This is a genomic window from Clostridium homopropionicum DSM 5847, assembly GCF_001263795.1.
Lineage (GTDB): Bacteria > Bacillota > Clostridia > Clostridiales > Clostridiaceae > Clostridium_H > Clostridium_H homopropionicum.
The window spans coordinates 1-25,894 of record NZ_LHUR01000032.1 but is presented as its reverse complement, the minus strand read 5'-3'; the positions used below and the strand labels follow the sequence as shown (position 1 = coordinate 25,894).

Genomic DNA, 25,894 nt, shown 5'->3' with positions numbered 1-25,894 from the left:
GCTTTCTCCTCTATTGTTTATCTTCTTTAATCCTATTCTGTATGGCTTCTTCAAGTTGCTTTACACGTTCGTTATTATTAACAAACATTACATTTCTAACACTTTCAGGAAATAGTTTTATAATACTTGCAACATATCTACTTCCGTCTTCTGGGTACTTATGATCTTCAATTTCAATTTTATCCTTTCCTGCTTTAGTATATAAAACAGCTGGTAAAGATACCCCACTTACCCTGGTTACCTGTCCATTCTTATTTAAGTACTCTTCTTTTAACATCCATATGTATATTTTGTCAGCATCTGTTCCCAAAACAATAAAAGAACTGTACATTTTTCCGTATCTTGGTAAACTAATATCATTGGTTTTTGTATCAAGGTATTCTAAAATTACTTTCTCATCTTCTTTGGTAATTTTTATAGGTTCAGCATAGTTCTTTGTTTTTGAATTACACCCTACCAAAATAAATATAAATGAAAATATAAAAGCCAATATAACTACTTTCCTCATATTAATCCTCCAAATCAAATCTCTAAATTTTTAAAGTAGTATTTTTTATCCTGCTCCGTTATTTCTCGTATTACCCTACAAGGATTTCCCACTGCAATTGAATTACTAGGAATATCCTTTGTTACCACGCTTGCTGAACCAACCACTACATTATCACCAATAGTAATGTTAGGATTTATAATTACTCCACCGCCAATCCAAACATTATTCTCAATAGTAATTGGAAGTGCATATTCAATTCCCTGGTTTCGTGGTTCAAAGTGAACTGGATGCCCTGCAGTAAAAAGGCTAACATTAGGTGCAAACATTACATTATCTCCTATTGTAACCTTTGCACAATCTAAAATAGTGCAATTATAGTTACTGTAAAAATTATCTCCAATAGAAATGTTATACCCATAATCACATCTAAATGGTGGTTCTATGAAAAAATCTTTACCAGCCCTGCCAAATAATTTTCTTATAATCTCATTTCTTTTATTAATTTCACTTGGATGTAAATTATTATATTTAAATATCATTTCTTTTGCATATTGGCGTTCACTAAATAATTCTTCTCCAAATGCTTTGTATGGTTTCCCACTTAACATCTTTTCTTTTTCTGTCATATTTCAGCTCTCCATATCTATTTATATAAATTTAATTACTCCAAAGTTTTATCCCCTTATTAGATTTTTCTTTTTAATTAACTATAAAATTATCAAGTATTTTGTATTATTATACCATAAAATATATAAATATCTATAATTAGCATAACATATAAAAAATTTAGGAGAAAAATCCTAATGTCTTTCTCTCCTAAATTACAATTTTCTTTTTTTAAAATCTTATGTACCTTTCACAAGCTTTAATTAGTAATCTTAATATAAAATCTCATATTGTAAAAGCATATAAAAAGAATGTCATTAGAAAAATAAATAGCCATGTTGGTACATTTTTTATGAATTTTTCTTCAAATATCCTATCTCTAAGTAAAAATATAAAAAGATAAAAAATTAATAATATACACCATCCATATATACTGTTTCCTGTAAAAATAAAAAATCCAAATGCTAACAAAATGAATAGTCCAAAAGGTATCCAAAATCTTAAACTATTCCTCATAAATACACCTTAGCCTTTTAAAGTGATTACTATTAATAATATTATGAAATATATACCCAAAGGGTTACACATACTCTATAAAAAGATTTTTATTCAACTTAATCTATTTATGCAATAGTTTATTGCATATTTATGTGTTATACTCATATAGTGTCTATGAACATTTGGGGGTATTAATATGAGAAAACTTCCTGGCATTATATTTGCCATTCTATCTTCTACAGCCTTTGGATTTATGCCTATATTTGCAAAGATAGCTTATAATAGCGGAAGTAATGCTACGACCTTATTGTCCTTTAGATTTTTGTTAGCAGCTATAATGCTTTTAATATATTTCTATATTAAAAAAATTTCTTTGAATATTAATAAGAAACAATTGTATATTATTTTGTTAGTAGGCCTCCTTGGCTATACTTCAACAGGAATTGTTTTATTCTTGTCCTATAACTATATATCTGTTGGCCTTGCTACTACAATGCATTTTGTTTATCCTGCCATTGTAATAGTGCTGAACTATATTGTATATAAAGAAACTTTAACTAAAAATAAAATCTTAGCCTTACTTATTTCATTAATTGGTGTATATGTTTTAATAGGTATAAACTCTAATGAAATAAATTTAAAGGGAGCTTTTCTAGCCCTCCTTTCAGGTTTTACTTTTGCTGGCTGCGTTATGGGAATTAATCATCCTGAGCTAAAGAAGTTAGATAATAGTGTACAAGTTTTCTATTTTTCTGTATGTGCTGGAACTGTTTTTTTAATATTTAGTATTTTTATGGGACAACTTGTTCTTCAATTTAATATATATATCCTTTCTTCTTACATAGGAATATCGTTGATTTCAACTATTATATCAATTGTTTTATTTATTAAAGCAGTAAAAATAATTGGTGCTTCTTCAGCTTCTATACTTGGAACCTTTGAGCCTATAGTAAGTATAATTATGGGAATAATATTATTTAATGAACAGCTTAGCTTTACAATTATTGTTGGAACCTTACTAATTTTAGCATCAGTATTTATAATAGCAAAGGATCAACAATGAGTTTTTATAATTACAATTAGTCAATAATTGTTGACTTCAATTAATATTTTATTTACAATTTTATTATTAAATAAAGATAGGTGATAAAAAAATGAAATTACCAGAGTTAATAATCGGAGATTTAAAAGCACGAAAGCCAATCATTCAAGGCGGAATGGGAATTGGCGTATCACTTCACAAATTAGCATCTGCTGTTGCAAATGCTGGAGGAATTGGAGTAATATCTGCGGCACAAGTTGGTTTTAAGGAACCTGACTTTCTTAAGAATAATTTTGAAGCAAACGTAAGAGCTCTAAAAAAAGAAATTCAACTTGCACGAGAGCTAGCTCCTAATGGAGTATTAGGGGTTAATCTTATGGTTGCAACAAATAATTATAATGATTTTGTAAAAGCATCTGTGGAAGCAGGAATTGATTTAATTATTTCTGGAGCTGGACTTCCTCTTGATTTACCTAAGCTTGTTGCTGGAAGCAATGTTAAAATTGCTCCAATTGTATCTTCAGGCAAAGCGGCTTCTTTGATCTGCAAAACTTGGGATAAAAAATACAATAGGATACCTGATTTAGTAATTGTTGAAGGCCCTAAAGCCGGTGGACACTTAGGGTTCCATAAGGAGCATATTGAGGATACTTCATATGCTATAGATGGCATAGTTGTTGATGTTATAAATGCTGTAAAGCCTTTTAGTGAAAAGTATAATAAGCATATTCCAGTAGTTGCAGCTGGTGGTATTTTTGACGGACATGATATAGCTAGGATAATGAACTTAGGTGCTGATGGAGTACAAATGGGAACTAGGTTTGTAGCAACTTTTGAGTGTGATGCTGACGAAAAATACAAGCAAGCGTACATTGATGCTAAAAAAGAAGACATTCAAATTGTAACAAGTCCTGTTGGTATGCCAGGTAGAGCTCTAACTAATAAATTTATTAAAAAAGTCTATTCTACCCCTGATAAGGTTAGATGTTATTATAACTGTCTAAAGCCTTGTGATCCTAAAACAGCTCCTTACTGTATTTCTACAGCTCTTATTAATGCTGTAGAAGGCAATTTAGATGAAGGCTTGATATTCTGTGGCAGTAATGTTTATAGAATAGATAAAATTATTTCTGTTAAAGATTTAATTGAAGAACTAGTAACTCAAGCTGAAGAAAAATACAAAGAAGTGTAAAAATTTTAGGGGTCAGACCCGGGATAAACTCCCAAGGATCTGACCCCTTTATTCTTTTATTCTTCTGGAACCTTAATAAGTAAAATCCCACCTACAATAAACAAAATAATTATACTGAACACTCCGTTATTTGTTTTACCAGTAATTTGTGTCACTATTCCTACTAGGAAAGGTCCCATTATTGCTGCAAACTTTCCAAAGATATTGTAAAATCCAAAGAATTCATTTGATTTTTCTTTTGGTACTAATTTTCCAAAGTAAGATCTACTTAATGCTTGTATTCCCCCTTGTGAAGTTGCCACTAACATTGCTAGTATCCAAAAGTCTAAAGTACTATCTAAAAAGTAAGCATAAATACAAATTATGGTATACATTATTATTCCAATATAGAGCATCTTTTTTCCTTGAAGCTTTTCAGATAACTTTCCATAAATAATAGCAAAAGGGAAAGCAACAAATTGGGTTACAAGTAGAATTATCAAAAGATTCATTGAGCTTATTCCTAAATCTGCTCCATAAGAAGTAGCCATCTTTATTATTGTGTCTACTCCATCAATATAAAAGAAATATGCAATTAAGAATAAGAACACTTTTTTGTGACTCTTTATATTCTTAATAGTTTTAGCTATTCTCTTAAAACTGTTTTTAACTATACTTGGTTCTATATCAATACCATGCACTTGCTTTACTATTTTTAACATAGGTAAGGTAAAAGCTGTCCACCAAACACAGGTAAATATAAAAGAAATTTTAAATGCACTTATTACTGACAAAGGTATTAGGTTGAACTGAGCTAGAATAACTATTGCCATGGAAATAATAAAAGGAATAGTGCTTCCAATGTACCCCATTGCGAAGCCCATTGTAGACACTCTATCCATTCTCTCTTCAGTGGTTACATCTACAAGAAAAGCATCATAAAAAACATTACTACCAGCAAAGCCCACCGCTGTAACTATATAAACAACAAGAATTATAAGCCAATAATTGCTTGGAACTATGGAAAGCAGTGCAGTTGATATTACGCCCATAATAAAAAATATGTTGAAAAATCTTTTCTTATAACCCTTATAATCTGCAATAGTTCCTAAAATAGGAGCTAAAATTGCCAGTATAAGAGTTGCTATTGAATTTGCATACCCCCAGTAAGCTGTTGATACAGTAGCCGCTCCACCATTATTTTCAAAGATCATTTTAAAATAAAGTGGCAGAATAGTAGAAGTTACAGTTAATGTGTAGGCAGAGTTTGCCCAATCGTACATTACCCAGCTTTTTTCAACCTTATTCAGCTCTATCATATATACCTTCCTCTCTTTTGGTGAATTAATTCTATTTTATCTTTTTTCTTTCTATCTACTCACTCAATAAGTTCCCAAATTACTTTGCCATCTGCTTCTTTCAATTCTATTCCTAAAAGATTCCCAAGTGTAGGCCCTTCATCAACCAGATTCATTTCTTCAATAACCGCACCTTTTTTAATACCCTTTCCTACTGCCATAAAAACTGTTGTGTAATTTTCCTTAAAAGGTGAATATCCATGAGTAGATCTAGTAAAATCAGGTACTACACCTATATGATGGTCTTTTACCTCTCGAATTATTTCTCCTTCAAATTGATCTAAGAAATAGTATCCCTTATTAGCTTCAAGGATGAAAGTACATTCAGGATCTGCTCCAAAATTAATAGCTTCCTCCCTATTGTATATAGCTTCAATGCAATTGAAATCCTTATTAAAATCTGTAAGTAAATTGTATATATCCTCTTTTAACTTCTCATCCTCTTTGTCTTTTAAGTAAAGATAAGCTGAACCATCGCAGTTTTTAACAATCGCCTTATAGTCTTTAATGTTTCCTTTTTTGTTTACGCAAATGTACTCTTTTTTCCTCAAAAGCACATTTAAATTAACTACCTTATCTTCATCTAAACTACTGTGATCTCCTAACAATACTATAGTGCTTTCTTCATAAATACCACTTTCTTTAAGTGTATTTATTATCTCTCCAAGCCTTCTGTCATGCCTTTCTAATGCTTCCATTGCATTTTGCGAATGAAAACCGTGAATATGTCTTGTAGTATCTAAATCTGTGTAATGGATTAAAGATAGATTGGGTCTTTTATTTTTTATAGTATACAAAAATGCCTCATGAGCAAAATTATCTAGATTAGGCTGTCTTATACCACTTCTTAAATGACCAAAGGCTTTGTTTAACCTATATTGGTAAAAGGGGGTGCCATTTAACATAGACACAATAATCTGATTTTGCCATGGTCTATTTGCCAAAACTTCAGGCATATTATATTGAATTTTTGATTTGGCAGTAACTGGCCATAATATGGCTGCAACCTTCATACCTCTTTCTATTGCTAAATCATATAAGGTTTCTCCTTTTAAATACTGTCTTTTCCAATACCAGTCTGGCTTTTTTCTATTAAGTTGAAACAAGGTATTATTAATAATTCCATGATTCTTAGGATATTTACCGGTTACTATTGTTGCATGAGCCGGATAAGTAAGAGTAGGATATACACTATAAACCTTTTTACAATAGGAAGCTTTCTTGATAAATTCCTTAAAATTAGGCAGTGTAGATATATATTCAAAGTCTACTGTAGATAATCCATCAAAAGATATAACAAATAGATATTTTGTCTTTCTTGCAATTTCCATTTACATGTTCCTCCTAGGGCTTCATGCTCTAAGTATAATTAATACTAAGATATGTATATTAATAATAACATTTTTTATAGAATTATATGTAAAAAATACGTAAAAAATCGAGATAAAAATCCCGATTTTTTACAGGGGCCAGCCCCCTGGGTACATTTCCCAGGGGGCTGGCCTCTGTAAGTAATTAATTATTTAATTTATAATATAATATTCCGTCCTCGTCAGTTTTCTGCGCCTTTTCAGTATAGGCTAAGTGTTCTAAATGTGACATGGCTTCACCTGATGCGAACCATTTTTGTGCGCTAGGGAAGTCTTCCCATTTATCATATCTTAGTTCCCAATGCATATTGGCAGCTGTGTCTCTTACTGTCATCTTATTCTCTTTTATTATATTCTTTACTTCATTTAGTCGATGTTCGTGGTGGCTTAGTAATTCATTAATTCTTTTCTTGTGATCTCTAACAATTTCTCTATGTGCTGTGAAAAGTAATTGAATATCATACTGGTATACCTTTTTTAAGCTATTAAAATAAACAGACAATATATCTCTGTCAAAACCCCAAAAGGTTATATTTGGAGTTATCTTATCTAAAATATGGTCTCCACAGAAAAATAATTTATGTTCTCTTTCATATAATCCAATGTGTCCTGGAGTATGTCCTGGAATATCCACAACCTCAAAGGAATACTCACCAACCTTAAGTACATTGCCTTCCTCTAGTGGTATAAAATCAATTGGTTCTTTTGGACTAAACTTATATCCTGGATGTTCTTCAAAGGACACATTATCCTTTTCTAAATCAAACATTTTCATATAGGCTTCATACTTTGCCCAATATTCTCTATAAATCATTTGATTTATCATTTTTCCATCAATCTTGCCGGCGTATATCCTAACGCCCTCTTTACTTAGATCAGATGCAAGCCCAGAATGATCTGAATGAAGATGAGTCACAAGTAAATCTGTTTTACTTAGGTCAATATTTAGTTCACTTATTCCATCCATTAAAGACTTTTTGCATTCTTCGGTATTGAAGCCCGTATCAATAATTAAATTTCTATCCTCAGACAATATAATATAGCTATTAATTGCTCTTAATGGATTTTTAGGTAATGGTATTTCTTGTTTGTATATGTTTGGGTAAACTTTTACTGCCATATTATCCTCCTAAAATTCACTAATTTTATTCTTTATCTTATTCATATCTTAAAGCATCTATAGGATCTAATTTTGCTGCTTTTCTAGCTGGATATATTCCAAAGAAAATACCTACAGCTGAGGAGAAAAGTATTGCTCCTAGTATGGCTGATAAAGACACCGTAGGTGTAATTCCTGCAACGTTTCCAATAAGTTCAGCTCCTAGAATTCCTAAGGTCATTCCAATAATTCCACCTATTAAAGAAATTATAAGAGATTCAGTTAAAAATTGTATTAAAATCGCTCTAGTAGTGGCCCCTATAGCTTTCCTAATGCCTATTTCCCTTGTTCTTTCTGTTACGGATACAAGCATTATATTCATTACACCAATTCCACCAACTAATAAGGATATAGCTGCTACTGCTCCTATAAAAGCTGTAAAAATATTAAGTACACTATTAATTTGTTCTACAACCTTAAGTACACTTTCTGCCTTGTATAGCTCTTTACCTTTATTGTTATGTCTGCCTTCTATCATATTTATGGCACTATATCCTGCTGATTCAGAATTTTCTTTTGAATTAGCCATAATAGTTATTCCTTTAATCTTTACTCCGTTGTTTTGTAGGTTATTCATAAAGGTAATTGGAATTGTTGCTTGTATGGGTCTTCCACTGTTTTCGCCATCTCCGAAAGGACTAGAAAAACCTTTTTCCACACCAATTATGGTGATTTTTTTACTTAAGGTACCCTCTCCAATCTTTAAACTTTCTCCAACTACGTCTTTATACCCAAATAAAACCTTTGCAGAATATTCGTCTATTATTCCAACAGCAGCTCCATTTTCGAATTCTCTTTCATTAAAAAATCTTCCATAGGTAATTTCTGAATTGTTAATATAAACAATATCTGGTGATCCACCAGTAAAAAAACCTGTTTTACTTTTATTCTCTGCAACAACCATTCCTCTCATTTGGACTACTGGCGTCGCATATTTAATTGTATCAATTTTTTCTTTTATTTGTTTTACATCTTCAAGAGTGAAATAATCTGTAGATTGAGCCTTTGAAGTATCCAAATTGATATTTACTGAGGCAGCTCCTATTTTTTCAAATTCTCCTGCAATCTGATTTTTACCTCCTTGACCTAAGGCAACTATAGTAATAACAGAGCTAATTCCAATTATTATTCCAAGCATTGTTAGAAAAGATCTCATTTTATTTGCCTTGATACTTTCTAATGCAATTTTAATACTTTCAAATATATTCATGTTTTAATATCACCTGCCTTATAAGACAATTCTATTTTCTACCTTCTCATCAGAAACAATTTCTCCATCTCTAAACCTTACTATCCTCTTTGCATGCTGAGCTATATCATTTTCATGAGTTACCATAACTACTGTAGCTCCTTCATTATTTAAGTTTTGGAATATCCTCATTATTTCTATAGACGATTTTGTATCTAAATTTCCTGTAGGTTCATCTGCCATGATTACTGAAGGAGAGTTAACAATGGCCCTGGCAATAGCTGCTCTCTGTTTTTGACCACCAGAAATCTCATTTGGAAGGTGCTTTGCTCTATCCTCTATACCAACCTTTCTAAGTGCAATTAATGCCTTTTCTCTTCTTTCCTTTGAAGAAATACCCCCATAGAGCATAGGCAGCTCTACATTTTCTAGTATGGACATTCTGGGTATCAAATTAAAGGCTTGAAATACAAAGCCTATTTCTTTATTTCTAATGTAAGCCAACTGCTCATCTCTTAACATTGATACATCTTTTCCATTTAAAATGTATTTACCGCTATCCATCACGTCAAGACATCCTAAAATATTCATAAAGGTTGATTTACCTGAACCTGAAGGACCCATAATAGCTGTAAACTCTCCTTTTGATATTGTTAAGCTTATATTTTTTAAAGCTGTGAATTCAATATCACCAGTTCTATATGTCTTAATTACATTACTTACCTGAAGCATTTTCCCCCTCCTTGAATTCCTTAACCACAATACCATCTATTATTGAAGCGGACGGGTTTAATATTACCTTATCTCCTTTATTTATGCCTTCTTTTATTTCGATTTCAGTATCTGATTGAATACCTGTCTTTACTTGTTTTTCTTTAACAATATCTCCTTGGAGAACATAAATTAAATTTTTATTTCCTTTCTCAGCTTTTATGCTCTCAATAGGAACTTTAAGAACATTAGCTACTTGTCCAGTTAATATTTCCACATCTACATCAAAATCAATTTTAAGTTCTTCAGCCTTGTCTAATACATCTATTTCGGCACCTAAGGTTGTTTCATTTCCTGACATAGACTGAGTTTTAGTAGCTGCTGGGTCAATGAGAGATACTTTCCCCTTATAACGACTATTTTCATCAACAATATTTACTTCTTGCCCTAGCTTTACTTTTTTAGCATCATATTTTCCAAGTGATACTTGAACCTTTAAATTTTCTGTATCCTGAACCACAATAACTGGCTGCATACCATTACTTACTGCTCCTACTACTCCATTTACAGCTGTAACAACTCCAGCATTTTCTGCAACGATAGTAGCTTTATTTTCTTGTAGGTTCTTTCTTGCAGTATCTAAGGATATTTTTGCTAAATTTACTGCATTATCCATTTGCTTAAGCTTCTCCTGAGAAATTGGGCTTAAACTATTTCTTTGTTGTTTCAATGCTTCTAGCTTTGTTTTATCTAATTGATTTGAACTCTTTTCTAGCTGAGCAATTTCCTTGTCTAGTTCAGCAATTTTATCCTTTACGGTTTTATTTTGATTATACAGATCATTTCTTTGAAGAACAGCATTTTCATATTGAATTTCAGCCTGTTTTACTGTTAAAGATAAATCTTGAGTTTCATATGTTAATAAAGTATCTCCCTTATTTACCTTATCTCCTACTTTTACATTTAGTGTTTTTATCTTCCCTTGAGTTCCGTAATATTCTTTATAATTCTTTGACTTTACAATTCCTGAAGTGGATAAATAGGATTTTATTTCTCCAACTCCAGCTGCAGCTGTTTTTACAGTTATAATCTCCTTATTTTTTCTGTTATTTCTCATCCAAAATACACCTGAAACTATAACTATTAATATTAATATATAGATAACTGTTTTCTTCTTCATTTTTTTACCTCCGTTTACCAATTGACCTTCTTTATAGTACATAGAGCAGCTTTAATACTCATATAATCCACTTCTTCTGGGAGAGCATCTTTAATTGGTCTTAACTTTCCTGCTCCTATTTTATTTATGGCTTCATAAATTATTTTTTTATGCTGCTCTGGAATAAAATTCTCTAAATTAACATCATCGCCCTCAAGAAAAGCTTTTATTATATGGTCTTGTACAGTTGTGATTTTTAGTCCTCTCTCTTTAGAAATATCCTCTAATTCTTTTCCTTCTCTATACATATTTAAGCTTACTATATGGCTTGGGATTTTTTCAGCTTCATTTTCTTCATAATCTTTCCCTTGCTTTTCTATAACAATCCTATTCTCTAATATATAAGCCTTTATTGCATTTAAAAATTCTTCCCCATACCGCTTTAATTTAGACTCTCCAACTCCCTTAATTTTAAGTAATGAGGCTTCGTTCTGGGGCAAGTACTCGCTAATTTCCCTTAAAGTACTATCTGGGAAAATAATATATGGAGGCACTTTTTCTCTTTCTGAGATGGTTTTTCTAAGGGATTTTAGTACTTGGAATAATGAATCATCTGCGGTTTTCTTTTGAACTTTTTTATGTACCTTTTTAAATACTTTTTCTTCTCCTTTTAGAACACTTAAAGCCTTACCAGTAAGTCTTAAAACAGGATATTCACTTTCAGTAAGATTTAAGTATTTTTCAGCAATAAGTACATTAATCATGTTCTTTATTTCTTTTTCACTGTACTGCTTCATTATTCCATAGGTTGACAGGTTATGAAAGTTTAAATCTAGAACCTTTTTATTCTTTGAACCCTTCAACACAAAGGCTACAAGCGTTGAGCCAAATCTTTGATTCATTCTTGCAATGCAGGAAAATATTTTTTGTGCCTCTATTGTTATATCTTCAAGTACTCTATCATCCTTACAGGTGCTGCAATTGTTGCAGCTTTCTTCAAAGCTTTGGTCCCCAAAATAGTTTAAAATATAGCTTCTAAGACACCTTTCTGTATGACAGTAATCTGCCATTTGCTGAATTCTTCTATATTCACTTATCTTTCTTTCTGCAGAAACTATATTTTGTTCAACTAGGTATTTTTGAAGAATAACATCCTGCTCTCCAAAAAGCAAAATACATTCACTTGGTTCTCCGTCCCTACCTGCACGACCTGCTTCTTGATAATAGGCCTCCATATTTTTAGGCATATTGTAGTGTATAACATATCTAACATTAGATTTATCAATGCCCATACCGAAAGCATTAGTTGCCACCATTACACTTATGTCATCATATAAAAAAGCATCTTGACTGGCATTTCTTTCCGTTTCACTTAAGCCTGCATGATATTTTCCTACCTGGAACCCCTTTTTACTTAATAAATCATGTATGCTATCTACTTCTCTTCTTGTGGCAGCATAGATAATTCCAACCTTATCCTTATTATTTTCTAAGTACTCAAGTATAAAATCTCTTTTATCCACTCCCTTAATTACTGATAAATAGAGATTTTCTCTATTGAAACCAGTAACATATACCTTTGGATTTCTAAGTTCTAAAAGCTTTACTATGTCCTCTTTTACTTCTTCAGTAGCTGTTGCTGTAAAAGCAGAAACAACAGGCCTTTTATGTAAACTTCTAATAAATTTTGATATTTGCCTATAGCTCGGTCTAAAATCATGCCCCCACTGTGACACACAATGAGCCTCATCCACTGCTACCTGTGAAATGTCTAAGCTTCTTAGAACCTGGCAAAACATTTCCGATTCCAATCTTTCTGGAGCAACATATAATAGCTTGTATTGCCCATAAGTGGCCTTCAATATTCTATCTTCTACTTCTATATTACTTAAGGTGCTATTAATAAAAGTAGCTTTTATTCCCATTTCATTTAGTGAATCTACTTGATCCTTCATTAGAGATATTAGAGGCGATATAACTAAAGTTATTCCTTCAAAAATAAGAGCAGGAATTTGATAGCATATAGATTTTCCTGCCCCTGTAGGCATTAAAACAAAGGTATCTCTATTATTTAAAATGTTTACTATACTTTTTTCCTGCCCAATTCTAAACTCTGAGTATCCATAATATTTTTTTAGTAGTTCCCTAGCTTTTGCTAACAATTAAATTCTCCTTCACTTTTGATTAAATTCTATAAAATTTTCATTAATTCTATATTAAACTTACCTCTTCATTAGTGCAATAATCAAATTACACAGCTATCTCATTTATTGCCTTGTATCATCCTTGTTTTTCAAATACTCAGGTCTTTTTTTAGTGTGCACAATATTGCTTAAGAAATAATTTTTTAAATTTTCATAGTAGAAAGGAGCAATTGGAGCTAAATAAGGTACTCCTAAAGTTGAAATAGATGCAAGTTTAATAACAATAAACGTAATCCCCATGATAAATCCAAAAATCCCCAGAAGTCCAGTGATAAGTATCATTCCAAACTTCATAAGTCTGATTGAATTCATAATTGTATAGTCTGGTATAGCAAAGGATGCCATTAACCCTAAAGCAACAATTATAACCATAAGAGGACTTACAAGCCCTGCAACAACCGCCGCTTGACCTATAACAATTGTACCAACAATACCAATGGCAGGTCCTATCTGTTTTGGAAGTCTGGCGCTTGCCTCTCTAAGCAGTTCTACAACCATTTCCATAAGTATTGTTTCTGTTATAGCATTAACTGGTACTGTTGTTCTTGAAGCAGCTAGAACTATTATATACTGGGCGGGAATAATATCCGCATGATATGCAACTATTCCTACATATATCGCCGACAAAGTAAGCGTAATAATAAAAGCCTCGAATCTAAGCATTTTAATAAAAAAAGAAATATACATATTTTCATAATGATCATCTGAAGCATCAAAAAACTCAACGAAATTTTTAGGTGTGATTATAGCTATATTGCTTCCATCAACCATTATGCATATTTTACCTTCTAAAATATTTGCACAAGTAGAATCTGACTTTTCATAGATACCCATTTGCGGTAAAAATGTTGTATCCTTATTAGAAATGAATTTTTGAACATATGCAGATTCTAATATACCGTCTATTTTAATATCTTTTATTCTCTTTTTTATGACTTTCACATACTCTTTATTAGTTATATCTGATAAATAAATTACTACCACATCTGTTTTAGTTCTGCTGCCTACAGTAATATAATCTATTTTTAATGATTGGTCCTTTATTCTATGCCTTATTAAAGATAAGTTGGAATCTAAATTTTCTGTAAAAGCATCCCTTGGAGAACGTATATTGGTTTCAATCTGAGGGCTCTCAATTGCTCTCTTTTCTATACTAATTGTGTTTGCCACAATAAATTTATCACTATCAGTTAAAATAATAATAGCTTTACCTTCTAAAACATGATTAACAATATTATTTTCATCATTTTCTTCAAAAACATCATCAATATAAATGACTGAGTTTAAAATTAAATCCAAAGTCAGTTCTTCTGTTTTATCATAACATAACAATGGCCTAATTATATTGTTTGAGATGCTGTCCCTATCAGAAATCTGAGGAATAAATGCAATCCAAACTTCCTTATTCGTCACTTGCAATTTTCTAAGTAATACCCCAGAAATATTATTAATAATTTCTTGAATTTTATCTGTATTTTTATTACTCATTTCTTAACTACCTCAGCTTTTATTTATTGTTCTACATTTCTTAAATTTACATTAGTAAGATGAGTATTAACATTTACATTAATATTTGCATCAGGATATTCCTCATTCCAATTTATTCTTCTATAATCCTTTGGATTATTTGCTTTGAAATATTTCCCAAACTGAAATATATCACATTTATAATCCTTTTGAGATTTATTTATAGCATACATGACCTCTTTATAGATCATCTGGGAGACTTCACTTTCTACTTCTTTAATCTTGTTTTTATTTAATGGCTCTATTTTGTATTGATACTTTATTGAAAAATTTATCTGTAAATCCACATCTATATTTATTTTTTTATCTTTGTAACTTGTTTTAACTTTTCTTTTTTTCAATTTTGCTTGAAAAGCATATTGCCTTTTTTCGTCTCCATCACTATAAACTGTTTTATTCATAATAGGATTTTTTAGCAGCAAAAATATAAATCCATCTATCTCTTTTTTATTAATTAGCCCGATCATCTTGCTATCCTTCATTACTGCTAGCCCTTGAAACTCTACAGCATAATCTTTTATCCCTACATATGGGATAACAAATCCTAAATCCTTATTTTGAATATATGCCTGCACCTCTTGAGCAGTATCAAAAAGGCTTCTACCATCTTTAGCTAACTTTTTTATAGTATCTTCTATAGCATAACTTATATTTATATCATTTTTAATCTCTGTTTTCAAAAAATCCTTCACTGGCTCATTGCATATTACAACTAATAAAGATTTCCTTAATTCTATTAAGAAATTAATTCTATTTATATATGATTCAATTCCTTTTTCTGCATAGCTTTTGCTAAAAACCACTGCTCTCATTGCTCCAGTAAAATTGCTTTGAGGTACAGTATACTCATGTTCTCCTCTTACGTCTTCAAAGTTTTTCCCTTGGGAGAGATTTTGATAATCCTGAGTTAGTTGAGACTGTTCGCTTTTGCCTCTTATTTCACTACTGAGTTTAGCATTTTCAGCAACTAGTTGAATCATTCCCTCCTTCTCATCAATCCCTACAGAAAGAGCAATATTTTTCTTATTTATATCTTCGTAATCCCAGCATCCTACCAGTAAAGAAGATAATATCACCATTGAAATTATTTTATACTGTCTTTTTATCATATTTTTTTACCTTTGTAATTATTAGTAATATTAATGGTAAAGATAAAGATGTAATATATCCTAAATACCCATTATACTTAAGAAGTTTTTCCACATCATTTGTACTTTCAGGAATTTGTGCAATAATGCAAGCTGCTAAAACAAGTAATGCTATGACTAATTTACTTTCTTTTATATTCATTCCTTTATTTATACATTGCTGCACTCCATAACCCCATAAGGACAGGCTGCATATTATATTTAATGACCAAACAACTACGTAAATACCGTCAAGTCTCCTAAATATTTCTAAATAAGATACATCTAACCCTCTTATAATATTAAATACGGAAGCTTTATATAGTGTCACTAGTTCTATTCCGCCTATAGATATTGCCGATTCTCCTATAAGTATATACATAGCACCTGTAATTCCTACGATTGCAGGAGTATATTTAAATATTTTACTGTTTTTTTCTTTGTTAAAAGGAATCATAAAAAGCAGTTCTACTCCAAGAAAAGCAAATATCAATTTGGAGGTCCCCGATAGATATAGCATTAAATCTTCTTCTACAAATAATGGTCTTATATTTATGATTTCTCCCTGAGTAAAAATTATTATACTCATGAAAATGTTTCCAACAATATTAATGAATCCATACATCTCACAAACTCTTACAATTACATTAAGTCCTTTACTTAAGGAATAATATAATAATAAAAAGAATACAAAAGTTATTACCCACGATGGAGTTCTAGGTAACATTGTCATTCTAACTGTCTCAGCATATATTCTAGTTATGAATGTAAAAAACATAAAAAAGTATATGCCATAAATAATACTAATAATACGGGTAAGAAATTCACCTACTAGCTTTTCGCTATATTCTATCAAGGTTTTACCATGATTTACATATCCTAAATAGCTTATAATATAAACATTGAACATAAAAACTACTGTTAAAATAACCAAGGGAATCCATCCACCAGTTCCACCTGCTTCTGCCATATCCCTAGGTAAATTGATAATTCCAAATCCTACCATGGTACAGTAAACAACGAAAGCAATTTGCCTGTTTGTTAAAGGTGTATTCATTTAATTACTCCCTATCTATAATTTAATATTATTTTATCCATATTTTATAAAAAAATAAGTACAGATCTAGAATCACTTTAGATACTGTACTTTATTTATTACTATTTTTTTGCTTTTTCCACTTTGATCAATTTACCCTTTATAGGAGTTTCCTTTAAAGCTTCTAAAACTATTTTACCCTTCCCTCCAAGAATATCTACATATGAGAAAGAATCTTGAACATCTATAATCCCAATATCTTCTGAAGAAATGCCTTCAATGCTAGTAATTGCACCAACAATATCTCCTGCTCTTACCTTTTTCTTTTTCCCTGCATTTATATGAAGCTTCATAATTTTCTTATTTAAACCTGCAGTTTTATCTTGCTTAAGCTTAGGTTTAGCCTTTATTTTATCTTTTAATATACTCTTTCCCTTTTCAACATCTTCCTCACTAGGAGGATCTTTTTTTACTATCTTATTTCCTAAGTATTCCTCAATCTCATTAAATAATCTAATTTCCTGTGGATATACAAAGCTTATTGCCTTTCCCTTGCTACCTGCTCTTCCGGTTCTTCCTATCCTATGAACATAGCTTTCTTTTTCTACTGGAATATCATAATTTATTACATGAGTTATTTCCTCAACATGAATTCCTCTTGCCGCCACATCTGTTGCTATTAGAAATTGAAATTCTCCTCTTTTAAAAGCTTGCATTGTGTCTGTCCTATCCTTCTGCTCCATTCCCCCATGAAGTTTGCTGCAGGAATACCCTCTGCTATTCATCTTTTGTGCTATTATATCTACCTGATCTTTTGTATTACAAAAGATTATGCAGCTATCTGGCAGCTCTGAAGCGATTATTTTATTTAATAAACTAAACTTTTTATCAAACTCCACCTGATAATATACTTCCTCTATTTTTTCAGTTGTTAGCTTTTGTGGGTTAACCTCAATTCTATATGGATTAATCATGTAATTATTGCACAAGGCTTCTATTTCATCACTAATAGTTGCTGAAAATAACATAGTTACTCTGTCTTTTGGAAGCCTTTTTATCACTCCTTCTACCTGTTCTATAAAACCCATGTTCAGCATTTTATCTGCTTCATCAATAATCAAATATTTTATATTCCCAAAGTCAGCATTACCTTTCTCTATATGATCTAAAGTTCTACCTGGTGTTCCTACAACTACATGTACCCTTTGCTTTAACTCTTTTTTCTGTTCACTGATAGGTTGCTTTCCAAATACAGCAATTGCCCGTATTCTTTTAAGTCTTCCTATATTATTTATATCCTCTTTTACTTGTATTGCTAGTTCTCTAGTTGGAGTTAAAATTAAAGCTTGAGACTTCTTCTTTTCTATGTCAATCCTCTCACAAATAGGAATTGCAAAAGCTGCAGTTTTTCCACTTCCAGTTTCAGATTTTACTATTACATCTTTATCCTGAAGAGCATAAGGAATAACCTTTTCTTGAACTTCTGATGGTTTTTCGTATCCTAACATACTTAATGCTTCCAATATTTTATGGCTTAAATTAAAGTTGTTGAAATTTGAGTTTTTCATAATTTATACCTTCTTTGTTATTATTTATAACCTTATCACTTGAATAATACTATCACAAAACTTCAAAATATTAAAGAAATATAGGCTTTCATTTAATAATTATTGCTATTTATTAAAGTTTTATAGCATTAATTACTTTTTTAGTCTAAAATAGTAGTTAATATACTTTACAATTACACTAAAAAAGGGGCGATTTGTTTTATGTTTTCAGAAAAAATAATAAAAAATTTAAGTAACTCTTCCTGGATAAGACAGATGTTTGAACAGGGTGCTAAGCTTGCAGAACAATTTGGGGCAGAAAATGTTTATGATTACAGCCTTGGAAATCCATATGCAGAGCCTCCTGCTGAAGTTATTGAATCCTTAAGAAAACATATATTAAGTGGAGAAGAAGGTCTTCACAAATACATGAACAATGCAGGGTATCCAGAAGTTAGACAAAAGATTGCTGATCTTTTACAAAAGGAAAGCGATGTTCAACTTACATCAAATAATGTTGTAATGACTGTAGGTGCAGCTGGCGGATTAAATGTTGTATTAAAATCTCTTTTAAATCCTGGTGAAGAAGTAATAGTATTTGCACCTTACTTTGTAGAATACAATTCTTATGCAGATAATAGTGGCGGAAAAACCGTAGTAGTTCCTCCTGATACTACAAATTTCGAACCAGACTTAGCAGCTTTTGAAAAAAGTATTAACTCTAAAACAAAGGCTATAATTATAAATAATCCAAACAATCCTACTGGAGTTATCTATAAAGAAGAAACCCTAAAAAAAATTAATGCTATTATAACTGAGAAAGAAAAAGCTTTAAGTATAAGCATTTATACAATATCTGATGAACCATATAACAAAATTGTTTATGATAATGCTAAGGTCCCTAATATACTTTCTATTTTTAAAAATGCAATAATAGTTAATTCCTTTAGTAAATCCTTAGGTCTTGCTGGAGAGAGAATAGGATACATAGCAGCCAGCAGTAATATTGACGATGTAGACACTCTTATTAATGCTTTAACCTTCTGCAACAGAACTCTTGGTTTCGTTAATGCTCCTGGATTATTTCAAAAGGTTGTAGCAGATGCATTAGAAGCTAAGGTAGATGTTTCAGGTTATGAAAAGAGAAGAAACTTTTTATATGAAAATCTAACTAGAATTGGATTCCAATGCGTTAAACCTGAAGGTGCATTTTACTTATTTCCTAAAGCACTTATAGATGATGATGTAGAATTTGTTAATAGAGCAATGAAATACAACTTACTTCTTGTACCTGGCAGCGGCTTTGGATGTCCTGGATATTTCAGAATGTCCTATTGCGTAAAATTTGATATAATAGAAAGATCTATCCCAGCCTTTGAAAAATTAATGGAAGAATTTAAATAAATGATGTGAGCAGACCCATGGGAACATATCCCAGGGGTCTGCTCACATTTTTTATAATAAATTCTCTGGATTTAACCACTTCAATTCGTCAATAACAAACAATCCATCTTTTCTCACTAACACATCATCAAAATATATTTCTCCTCCACCATATTCAGGTCTTTGTATATAAACTAAGTCCCAGTGAACTGAAGATTTGTTGCCATTATCACATTCATCATAAGAAGCTCCTGGTGTAAAATGGATAGAACCTGAAATTTTTTCATCAAATAAAGTATCCTTCATTGGCTTAAGGATATATGGATTTACTCCTAAAGCAAATTCTCCTACATATCTTGACCCTTCATCTGTATCAAATATATTATTTATTCTTTCTGTATCATTTGCTGTAGCTTTTACTATTTTACCATCCTTAAATTCCAGCCTAATATTTTCAAATGTAAATCCATCATGTACAGCAGGTGTATTGTAGGTTATATATCCATTTACAGAGTTTTTAACTGGCGCCGTAAATACTTCCCCATCAGGAATATTAGCTGATCCTGCACATTTTATAGCAGGAAGACCTTTTATTGAAAAAGTAAGGTCCGTATCTTTTCCTACTATATGAACTTTATCAGTTTTTTCTAGGACTTTAACTAGACTATCCATAGCTTTTGACATTTTGTCGTAGTTAAGATTACATACATTAAAATAAAAATCCTCAAAGGCTTCTGTACTCATGTCAGCTCCTTGTGCCATTGAAGCTGTAGGGTATCTTAAAACAACCCACCTAGTTTTTGGAACTCTTATTTTTCCATGAACTTCATTCCAGAAATACTTATTATATATAGTAAGTTTTTCACTAGGCACATCTGATTGTTCATTGGTATTCATAGAAGCTCTTACACCTATGTAAGCATCCATGTCAGACATCCTTGTAGCTTCATATTTTGCCATCATTTTTATTTGTTCTTCACTGCAATTCATAAGAATTGCTCTGTCTACAGCCTTGTTTTTTACAGTAACAAAAGGTATTGCTTTTGCTTCATAGGCTGCCTTAATTAGCTCTGTTACAAAGGTTAAATCTGGGTCAAAGGCCTCTATTAGTACCCTCTCCCCCTCTTTTAATCTGCAAGAATAGTTTATTAGATTTCTTGCAAGTTTACTTTGTCTTGGATCTATCATTTTTCATTCCTCCAATTACTTATTATTTATAAATATAATTTGTTTTCTTTGGTAATACTATGTATGTATTAAATTTGTATTGAAAGGAGTTTTATTTATGCCTCTTACTAATAAGGAAAAAACTTTAATCGAGGACAATTTAAATGCTGAATATCTTTGTATAAGGAAATATGAGCAATATGCTTCTATGTCCTCTGATGCACAGCTAAAGCAAGTTTTCAGTGATCTTGCAACAAAAGAAATGGAGCATGCAACTACACTTAAAGGAATACTTACTCAAAATGGAATAGCAAAGCAGAATATCTTTGAAAGCTATTCAAAACCTCAAGGAGATTTATCCAATATGCAGTCTGATATCGGAATTACAGATGCACAGCTATTAAATGATGCCTTGATAACTGAAAAACATGTTACCAGCTCCTATAACACTGCAGTTTTAGAATCAATGGATCCTAACATAAGAAAGCAGCTTCAACATATTCAACAGGAAGAACAAGGGCATGCTGAAACACTATTTAATGCAATGCACTCAAGAGGCTGGTATACAGTTTCTTAAAAGAAGTAGCCAGTAACCAGAAAACATCAAAGGTGATTTTGCTAAAGCAAAATATCTATAACCGGTTACCGGGAATTGGTTACTGGTTACTGTCAACTTAATTTGTATTTTGAATATTTAAATTTACGGGTTTTAACTTCAAATATGTTATAAACCAAGCAGTAAGGACTATTCCCTTAATAATGCTGCTTATGCTTATGCTCCACCATACTCCATTTAATCCTAATATACTCGGAGAAGATAAAATTAGTGCTGCAGGTATCCTAAGCCCTGTAAATATAGTACTTATAAGAGAAGGCGGCATTGTTTTTCCCATTCCATTAAAGGCCCCAGCAGTAGCTATTTCTATACACATAAATAGCTGAGATACCCCAAGTATCCTCAGATAAGCTACACCATAGGGTAAAGCTTCCTTCTCTGGTATGAAAAAAGAAAAAATAGGTGCTGCAGCGAATATCAATAAGACAGTTGCAAAAATCCCTATAATACTTACACTCAACATTGCAGCCTTATAGCCTTTAACTATTCTATCCCATTTCCCTCCACCATAGTTTTGTCCTACAAAAGCGCCTATAGCTGTCTGGAAACCTCCTGCAGTCATCCAAGAAATAGCTTCAATTTGCGAACCTACCTTTTGAACTGCTACTGGAACTTCTCCCCAACCTGCCACAATTCTTGCAATAACCATAGCAAAAATACAGAACATACCATTCTGCAAAGCAACGGGGATTCCTACCTTACATATTTTTTTTACATATTCTAAATCAAATTCTTTAATAGAAAAATCCCTAATAAAAACATAATGTTTTGCAGATATCAAAAATAATACTGTCACCACTGCTTGAGAAAATACCGTTGCTATTGCTGCTCCTTTAACTCCAAGAGCTGGAATCGGTCCCAATCCAAAAATAAGTACTGGATCAAGTATCATGTTGCACACTAACCCTATAACATTAAATCTAAAAGGTGTTTTGCTGTCTCCTGAACCATTATAAATTCCAGTAAAAACAGGGTTTATGAAGTAAAAATTTATGCCAATAGCTATAATTACTAGATATTCTATAGCAACATTTATAACATTTTCATTGTTAAGATTAAAAAAACCTATAAGAGGTTTTCTAAATAAAATTAGTACTATACCATATGCTATACCAATAATTACGTTTAAAATAATAGTATTTTCAGCGTATTTTTTTGCAGTATGTAAATTATCTTTGCCTATAGCTTGAGAAACTCCTATTTCAGCTCCTACTCTGGATATAAGAATAAGTGCCATGGCAAACCAAGTAAAAAATCCTGCAGTACCAATTCCGGCAACAGCACTACTGCCTAGTCTCCCAATGTAAATCATATCTGTCATATTATAAGCCATTTGAACAAAAGAAGTGCCCATTATAGGAATTGCTAATTTTACTAAGGTTGGTAGTATTTTGCCTTCTGTCAATTTATTTTTCATTGTATCACCTGCCTGCTAATTATGTCCAACCATTACCCATTATATATTATTATTACAAATGAATAAAGCTATATTAATCATATCAATTGACTAATACAGCTTTTATATTTATTGAGTTACTAACTCTGTTAATAAGCCATATCCTTTATAAACCTTAATTTTAGCCAAAATTTCACCCTTTGAAGCCTTTTCCTCAAGTTCTTTTCCAGTATTCTCCGGTACAAAGTAATTATCTAGCCTGTAATTTACAACTATACCACTAGGTTTGTTTGTCACCTCTTGTAAGAATAAACTATGGTAATATTTAGCCTTTAAATAAATGCCTTCCTTTGGTTTCTTCAGGGTTGCTTTATCTAATTCGTAATAGTTGCCATTTTTCTTTAGAGTAACATAAATATTTTTCCCTCTTAAATCTTCATAAGGATTATATTCATCCTTAGTTGATTTGTATTCTAGAATATCCTCATCAAGTTTCTCATCAGGAATTTCATTTATTTCATAGTTAAGTCTAACATAATCTCCTCTAAAAACATCTGTCGGATCCAAGGGCTTTGTTTTAATCAATATTTCTGTTCCCATAGACTTTGTAAGCATTGGCTGTATTGTCATAGATAGCAGAACTACAACCATTGTAATAAACGCAGCTAAATATCTAAATTTTCTTGATTTAACTATCCTTTTCATGGATTATACCCCCTTCATTTTTTCTCAGCCTTTCAAAATAATAACCAAAGCCTAGCAAAATGAATCCTCCAATGATAAAAAATAGAGATTTAGGCATAAAATCATATAAAGTATCAAAGTAGTACCTTAAAATTATTATACAGGTAAAAATCAGAGCAATTAAGCTTCCCTTTCTTACTAATGATAGAAAATACAACACTATAATGATACCAAATCCTATAGCTACATAGTTCCCATTCTTAATAAAAGACAGCTGCTGCCATATATCCTTATAAGTTAAGAAAATTCCGCTTATTCCTGTAACAATAATACCTTGTAGATTAAACACTTCTGGATTTAATTTATGATTTACATAATACATTAGATTTCCTAGTATAAAGAAAATTATAGCTATATATATTCCATCTAAATTTAAATGATTTAAGAAATATAAACAAAAATCTAAAGCCACTAAGTTATTAAAGAAGGTAACTAGCTTTGAATGATTAAAATACTTATTTCCTATATAAAACACTATAACGTAAAATAAACTTATAACTACTATATTTTCATTAAAGCTTCCAGAAATAAATATTATTGAAAGAATGTGTGAAAATATAAAAATATACTTTTCTTTGAATAGCAGTGATGCTACAACGGTACCTAATACCCAAAGAGAAAATCCTAGGGTAACCTCAGTACTATAGTTGAAAGTTTGCTCCATTAAAAATATTCCTGCTCCGTATATTAAAGTGCTTAAATACAATAATGCTTTTGAAGTCTTAGGATAAACCTTCTCTAGCTTATAGGAACTTAATAAAGAAGCACCTAAAGCAAAGATTATAATTAAAACTTTTGCAAATTTACCTATCTCCTGCCAGTTGCTAGCAATAAAGCTAATAATGCCAAGGCCTATTAAAATCGAACCTATAGTAACTAGCACTTTTATAAAGCTTAGTCCTGCATCTTCCTCATAGTAGGTCATCATATCATCTACTTGCTGCTGAGTTATAATGCCCTTTTCTTTATGACCTTTTAACTCATTAAATAGAAATCTGTAGGTTGACTTACTCAACTTCTTCTTCATTATCTCTTCCCCTTTCTAATAAATTATTAAATTTTTCAAATATATACTCTTTATCAAAGGAGCTGTACCACCTTCTGTTATGTCCATCAATTATTCTATAATGAGAGCTTATAATATTCTTTTGGATCTTAAATTTGCCTTCACTTAAAATGTCCTTCCAGAGAACCTTTCCACCTCCAGTTAGATTCTTTGGTGAATCTATATTGTCAAAAATCATAGCTTCTACCATTTCAATCGGCTCTTCTCCTAAAACCATTTTCAGAACTTCACTTTCTCTAAAAAGTCCACATACTGCTACTACAAGAGTCCAGGAAGCCTCAGTTCTGTCTTTCTCAATTTGAATCAAAGTTTTTTTAGAAATTCCAAGTATTTCTGCCATTTTATCTTGAGAAAAATTATATTCACTTCTTATTAGTCTCAATTTCTTTGAAACTATACTATTCAACTCTTCCTGTGTTAGCTTATTCAAGTTACCACCTCGCTCCTTCATATGTTATAAATCTCACATTATTTTATATTCCTTATACTTGAAACTATCGCATTTACATCATAGCCTAATTGCTCATCTTTTAAAACTATTGAATATACGTGACCATCCATTTCAAAGTCTGTTGATATCTGATTAAATTTAATATTATTTCTTTTGTAAACTTCAATTACTTCATGTATTAGTTGTGCTATATGCCTTTTATTTATAATTTTATCACTATAAAAACTTATACCTATACTATCTACTATTTGTTTGTAGTCTTTTACCTGATCATGATTTAAACTATTAGAACTTCCATATACTGATCTTACTAAACTATTTAATTCTTCATTTTCACTATATAAGTTTTCTCTTAGAATTTTATTCATTGCATTTGTATTCTTAGTTAAATAGTAATTATCACTTATATAAGTTTTTCCTTTATTTATTTGGAAAGTCGTGTTATCTGCTGTGCAAACTACCTTTGAGAATGATCCACCATAAATAAAATTATATTTAATCCAGCTAACATTAAAGTCTTTTGCTGGATAGTTGGTTTTTAGGTAGCTTTTAAATTCTAAATATGTAGGAACCTTTGATAGATTAAAAACAAATATAATACTTATAAATATCATGCATATTGTTTTAAATACTTTCTTCACTTATTATCTCCTATCTCAGTGTACTATTATCTTTATAGTGTAATTTTACACTATTTTTGTATATATTACAACTGCTTGATGTGAAATATTTCTAAATAAAATTTATGAAGGTTAATAGAAAAGCAAGAAGCCACTTTGTAAAATGAAAAGCCACCTTTGTAATCGACAACTAAATATTTGTAACCGAAACGCAGTTTTTGTATCCGTAATGCCTGTTTTGTAATCGAGAAGCAATT

At 31.1% G+C, this 25,894-nt stretch carries 23 protein-coding genes; 4 read left to right on the top strand and 19 right to left on the bottom strand.

The features are described from left to right. Window positions 1-10: 10 nt before the first annotated feature. Complete coding sequence (locus CLHOM_RS13705; protein WP_052222261.1) at window positions 11-508, bottom strand: hypothetical protein; 498 nt, start codon at window positions 506-508, stop codon at window positions 11-13. 14 nt (window positions 509-522) lie between these two features. Further along, a complete protein-coding gene (locus CLHOM_RS13700) occupies window positions 523-1,116 on the bottom strand; it encodes a sugar O-acetyltransferase (protein ID WP_052222260.1) in 594 nt (197 codons plus the stop codon). 674 nt (window positions 1,117-1,790) lie between these two features. On the opposite strand from CLHOM_RS13700, the gene CLHOM_RS13690 reads away from it, so the two are divergent. Both CLHOM_RS13690 and CLHOM_RS13685 read left to right on the top strand, forming a co-directional pair. Beyond that, window positions 1,791-2,657, top strand: a complete 867-nt coding sequence (locus tag CLHOM_RS13690; protein WP_052222258.1) for a DMT family transporter — start codon at window positions 1,791-1,793, stop codon at window positions 2,655-2,657. Between the two features lie 91 nt (window positions 2,658-2,748). Then, window positions 2,749-3,828, top strand: a complete 1,080-nt coding sequence (locus tag CLHOM_RS13685) for an NAD(P)H-dependent flavin oxidoreductase (RefSeq protein ID WP_052222257.1) — start codon at window positions 2,749-2,751, stop codon at window positions 3,826-3,828. Between the two features lie 56 nt (window positions 3,829-3,884). Here the strand turns inward: CLHOM_RS13685 and CLHOM_RS13680 are convergent, their stop codons facing one another. The 11 genes from CLHOM_RS13680 to CLHOM_RS13630 all read right to left on the bottom strand — a co-directional run bounded on the left by CLHOM_RS13680 (window position 3,885) and on the right by CLHOM_RS13630 (window position 18,215). Further along, a complete protein-coding gene (locus tag CLHOM_RS13680; protein ID WP_052222256.1) occupies window positions 3,885-5,126 on the bottom strand; it encodes an MFS transporter in 1,242 nt (413 codons plus the stop codon). A 59-nt stretch (window positions 5,127-5,185) separates the two neighbouring features. After that, window positions 5,186-6,490, bottom strand: a complete 1,305-nt coding sequence (locus CLHOM_RS13675) for an alkaline phosphatase family protein (RefSeq protein WP_052222281.1) — start codon at window positions 6,488-6,490, stop codon at window positions 5,186-5,188. A gap of 190 nt (window positions 6,491-6,680) precedes the next feature. Continuing rightward, entirely contained in the window at window positions 6,681-7,655 is a 975-nt protein-coding gene (locus tag CLHOM_RS13670) for an MBL fold metallo-hydrolase (protein ID WP_052222255.1), read from the bottom strand. A gap of 37 nt (window positions 7,656-7,692) precedes the next feature. Then, window positions 7,693-8,904 (bottom strand): ABC transporter permease, encoded by a 1,212-nt coding sequence (locus CLHOM_RS13665; protein ID WP_052222254.1) that lies wholly within the window; start codon window positions 8,902-8,904, stop codon window positions 7,693-7,695. Between the two features lie 18 nt (window positions 8,905-8,922). After that, complete coding sequence (locus CLHOM_RS13660; protein WP_052222253.1) at window positions 8,923-9,615, bottom strand: ABC transporter ATP-binding protein; 693 nt, start codon at window positions 9,613-9,615, stop codon at window positions 8,923-8,925. After that, complete coding sequence (locus CLHOM_RS13655; RefSeq protein WP_052222252.1) at window positions 9,599-10,774, bottom strand: efflux RND transporter periplasmic adaptor subunit; 1,176 nt, start codon at window positions 10,772-10,774, stop codon at window positions 9,599-9,601. The genes CLHOM_RS13660 and CLHOM_RS13655 overlap by 17 nt, the downstream gene beginning before the upstream one ends. Window positions 10,775-10,788: 14 nt before the next feature. Then, complete coding sequence (recQ, locus tag CLHOM_RS13650; RefSeq protein ID WP_052222251.1) at window positions 10,789-12,915, bottom strand: DNA helicase RecQ; 2,127 nt, start codon at window positions 12,913-12,915, stop codon at window positions 10,789-10,791. Window positions 12,916-13,020: 105 nt separating this feature from the next. Then, window positions 13,021-14,445 (bottom strand): spore germination protein, encoded by a 1,425-nt coding sequence (locus CLHOM_RS13645; RefSeq protein ID WP_052222250.1) that lies wholly within the window; start codon window positions 14,443-14,445, stop codon window positions 13,021-13,023. A gap of 23 nt (window positions 14,446-14,468) precedes the next feature. Next, the gene (locus CLHOM_RS13640) at window positions 14,469-15,593 is read right to left on the bottom strand and encodes a Ger(x)C family spore germination protein (protein WP_052222249.1); all 1,125 of its coding nucleotides are present in this window, start codon (window positions 15,591-15,593) and stop codon (window positions 14,469-14,471) included. Next, window positions 15,574-16,668, bottom strand: coding sequence for a GerAB/ArcD/ProY family transporter (locus CLHOM_RS13635; RefSeq protein WP_052222248.1), 1,095 nt, complete (start codon window positions 16,666-16,668; stop codon window positions 15,574-15,576). Before CLHOM_RS13635 ends, CLHOM_RS13640 begins: the two co-directional genes overlap by 20 nt. A 101-nt stretch (window positions 16,669-16,769) precedes the next feature. Further along, complete coding sequence (locus CLHOM_RS13630) at window positions 16,770-18,215, bottom strand: DEAD/DEAH box helicase (protein WP_052222247.1); 1,446 nt, start codon at window positions 18,213-18,215, stop codon at window positions 16,770-16,772. 201 nt (window positions 18,216-18,416) lie between these two features. Between CLHOM_RS13630 and CLHOM_RS13625 the strand changes: the two genes are divergently transcribed. Beyond that, window positions 18,417-19,598: a pyridoxal phosphate-dependent aminotransferase gene (locus CLHOM_RS13625; RefSeq protein ID WP_052222246.1), complete on the top strand. Its 1,182-nt coding sequence runs from the start codon at window positions 18,417-18,419 to the stop codon at window positions 19,596-19,598. Window positions 19,599-19,649: 51 nt separating this feature from the next. Here CLHOM_RS13625 and CLHOM_RS13620 read toward each other — a convergent pair whose 3' ends face one another. Beyond that, the gene (locus CLHOM_RS13620) at window positions 19,650-20,765 is read right to left on the bottom strand and encodes an aminopeptidase (RefSeq protein ID WP_052222245.1); all 1,116 of its coding nucleotides are present in this window, start codon (window positions 20,763-20,765) and stop codon (window positions 19,650-19,652) included. 97 nt (window positions 20,766-20,862) lie between these two features. Between CLHOM_RS13620 and CLHOM_RS13615 the strand changes: the two genes are divergently transcribed. Continuing rightward, window positions 20,863-21,321, top strand: a complete 459-nt coding sequence (locus CLHOM_RS13615; protein ID WP_052222244.1) for a spore coat protein — start codon at window positions 20,863-20,865, stop codon at window positions 21,319-21,321. A 97-nt stretch (window positions 21,322-21,418) separates the two neighbouring features. Here CLHOM_RS13615 and CLHOM_RS13610 read toward each other — a convergent pair whose 3' ends face one another. From CLHOM_RS13610 to CLHOM_RS13590, 5 genes are all read right to left on the bottom strand, one after another. Then, window positions 21,419-22,777, bottom strand: a complete 1,359-nt coding sequence (locus tag CLHOM_RS13610) for an MATE family efflux transporter (RefSeq protein ID WP_052222243.1) — start codon at window positions 22,775-22,777, stop codon at window positions 21,419-21,421. Window positions 22,778-22,885: 108 nt separating this feature from the next. Continuing rightward, on the bottom strand, window positions 22,886-23,461 hold the full coding sequence (locus tag CLHOM_RS13605) for a GDYXXLXY domain-containing protein (protein ID WP_052222242.1): 576 nt from the start codon (window positions 23,459-23,461) through the stop codon (window positions 22,886-22,888). Continuing rightward, window positions 23,445-24,527, bottom strand: a complete 1,083-nt coding sequence (locus CLHOM_RS13600) for a DUF2157 domain-containing protein (RefSeq protein WP_052222241.1) — start codon at window positions 24,525-24,527, stop codon at window positions 23,445-23,447. The genes CLHOM_RS13605 and CLHOM_RS13600 overlap by 17 nt, the downstream gene beginning before the upstream one ends. Next, window positions 24,508-24,996: a helix-turn-helix transcriptional regulator gene (locus CLHOM_RS13595; protein WP_242846784.1), complete on the bottom strand. Its 489-nt coding sequence runs from the start codon at window positions 24,994-24,996 to the stop codon at window positions 24,508-24,510. Before CLHOM_RS13595 ends, CLHOM_RS13600 begins: the two co-directional genes overlap by 20 nt. A gap of 38 nt (window positions 24,997-25,034) precedes the next feature. Next, a complete protein-coding gene (locus CLHOM_RS13590; RefSeq protein ID WP_052222239.1) occupies window positions 25,035-25,658 on the bottom strand; it encodes a hypothetical protein in 624 nt (207 codons plus the stop codon). Between the last annotated feature and the right edge of the window lie 236 nt (window positions 25,659-25,894).

Coding starts and splice junctions, on each gene's coding strand:
- CLHOM_RS13705 (WP_052222261.1), bottom strand. CDS start 508: ATGAGGAAAGTAGTTATATTGGCTTTTATATTTTCATTTATATTTATT.
- CLHOM_RS13700 (WP_052222260.1), bottom strand. CDS start 1,116: ATGACAGAAAAAGAAAAGATGTTAAGTGGGAAACCATACAAAGCATTT.
- CLHOM_RS13690 (WP_052222258.1), top strand. CDS start 1,791: ATGAGAAAACTTCCTGGCATTATATTTGCCATTCTATCTTCTACAGCC.
- CLHOM_RS13685 (WP_052222257.1), top strand. CDS start 2,749: ATGAAATTACCAGAGTTAATAATCGGAGATTTAAAAGCACGAAAGCCA.
- CLHOM_RS13680 (WP_052222256.1), bottom strand. CDS start 5,126: ATGATAGAGCTGAATAAGGTTGAAAAAAGCTGGGTAATGTACGATTGG.
- CLHOM_RS13670 (WP_052222255.1), bottom strand. CDS start 7,655: ATGGCAGTAAAAGTTTACCCAAACATATACAAACAAGAAATACCATTA.
- CLHOM_RS13665 (WP_052222254.1), bottom strand. CDS start 8,904: ATGAATATATTTGAAAGTATTAAAATTGCATTAGAAAGTATCAAGGCA.
- CLHOM_RS13660 (WP_052222253.1), bottom strand. CDS start 9,615: ATGCTTCAGGTAAGTAATGTAATTAAGACATATAGAACTGGTGATATT.
- CLHOM_RS13655 (WP_052222252.1), bottom strand. CDS start 10,774: ATGAAGAAGAAAACAGTTATCTATATATTAATATTAATAGTTATAGTT.
- CLHOM_RS13645 (WP_052222250.1), bottom strand. CDS start 14,445: ATGAGTAATAAAAATACAGATAAAATTCAAGAAATTATTAATAATATT.
- CLHOM_RS13640 (WP_052222249.1), bottom strand. CDS start 15,593: ATGATAAAAAGACAGTATAAAATAATTTCAATGGTGATATTATCTTCT.
- CLHOM_RS13635 (WP_052222248.1), bottom strand. CDS start 16,668: ATGAATACACCTTTAACAAACAGGCAAATTGCTTTCGTTGTTTACTGT.
- CLHOM_RS13630 (WP_052222247.1), bottom strand. CDS start 18,215: ATGAAAAACTCAAATTTCAACAACTTTAATTTAAGCCATAAAATATTG.
- CLHOM_RS13625 (WP_052222246.1), top strand. CDS start 18,417: ATGTTTTCAGAAAAAATAATAAAAAATTTAAGTAACTCTTCCTGGATA.
- CLHOM_RS13620 (WP_052222245.1), bottom strand. CDS start 20,765: ATGATAGATCCAAGACAAAGTAAACTTGCAAGAAATCTAATAAACTAT.
- CLHOM_RS13615 (WP_052222244.1), top strand. CDS start 20,863: ATGCCTCTTACTAATAAGGAAAAAACTTTAATCGAGGACAATTTAAAT.
- CLHOM_RS13610 (WP_052222243.1), bottom strand. CDS start 22,777: ATGAAAAATAAATTGACAGAAGGCAAAATACTACCAACCTTAGTAAAA.
- CLHOM_RS13605 (WP_052222242.1), bottom strand. CDS start 23,461: ATGAAAAGGATAGTTAAATCAAGAAAATTTAGATATTTAGCTGCGTTT.
- CLHOM_RS13600 (WP_052222241.1), bottom strand. CDS start 24,527: ATGAAGAAGAAGTTGAGTAAGTCAACCTACAGATTTCTATTTAATGAG.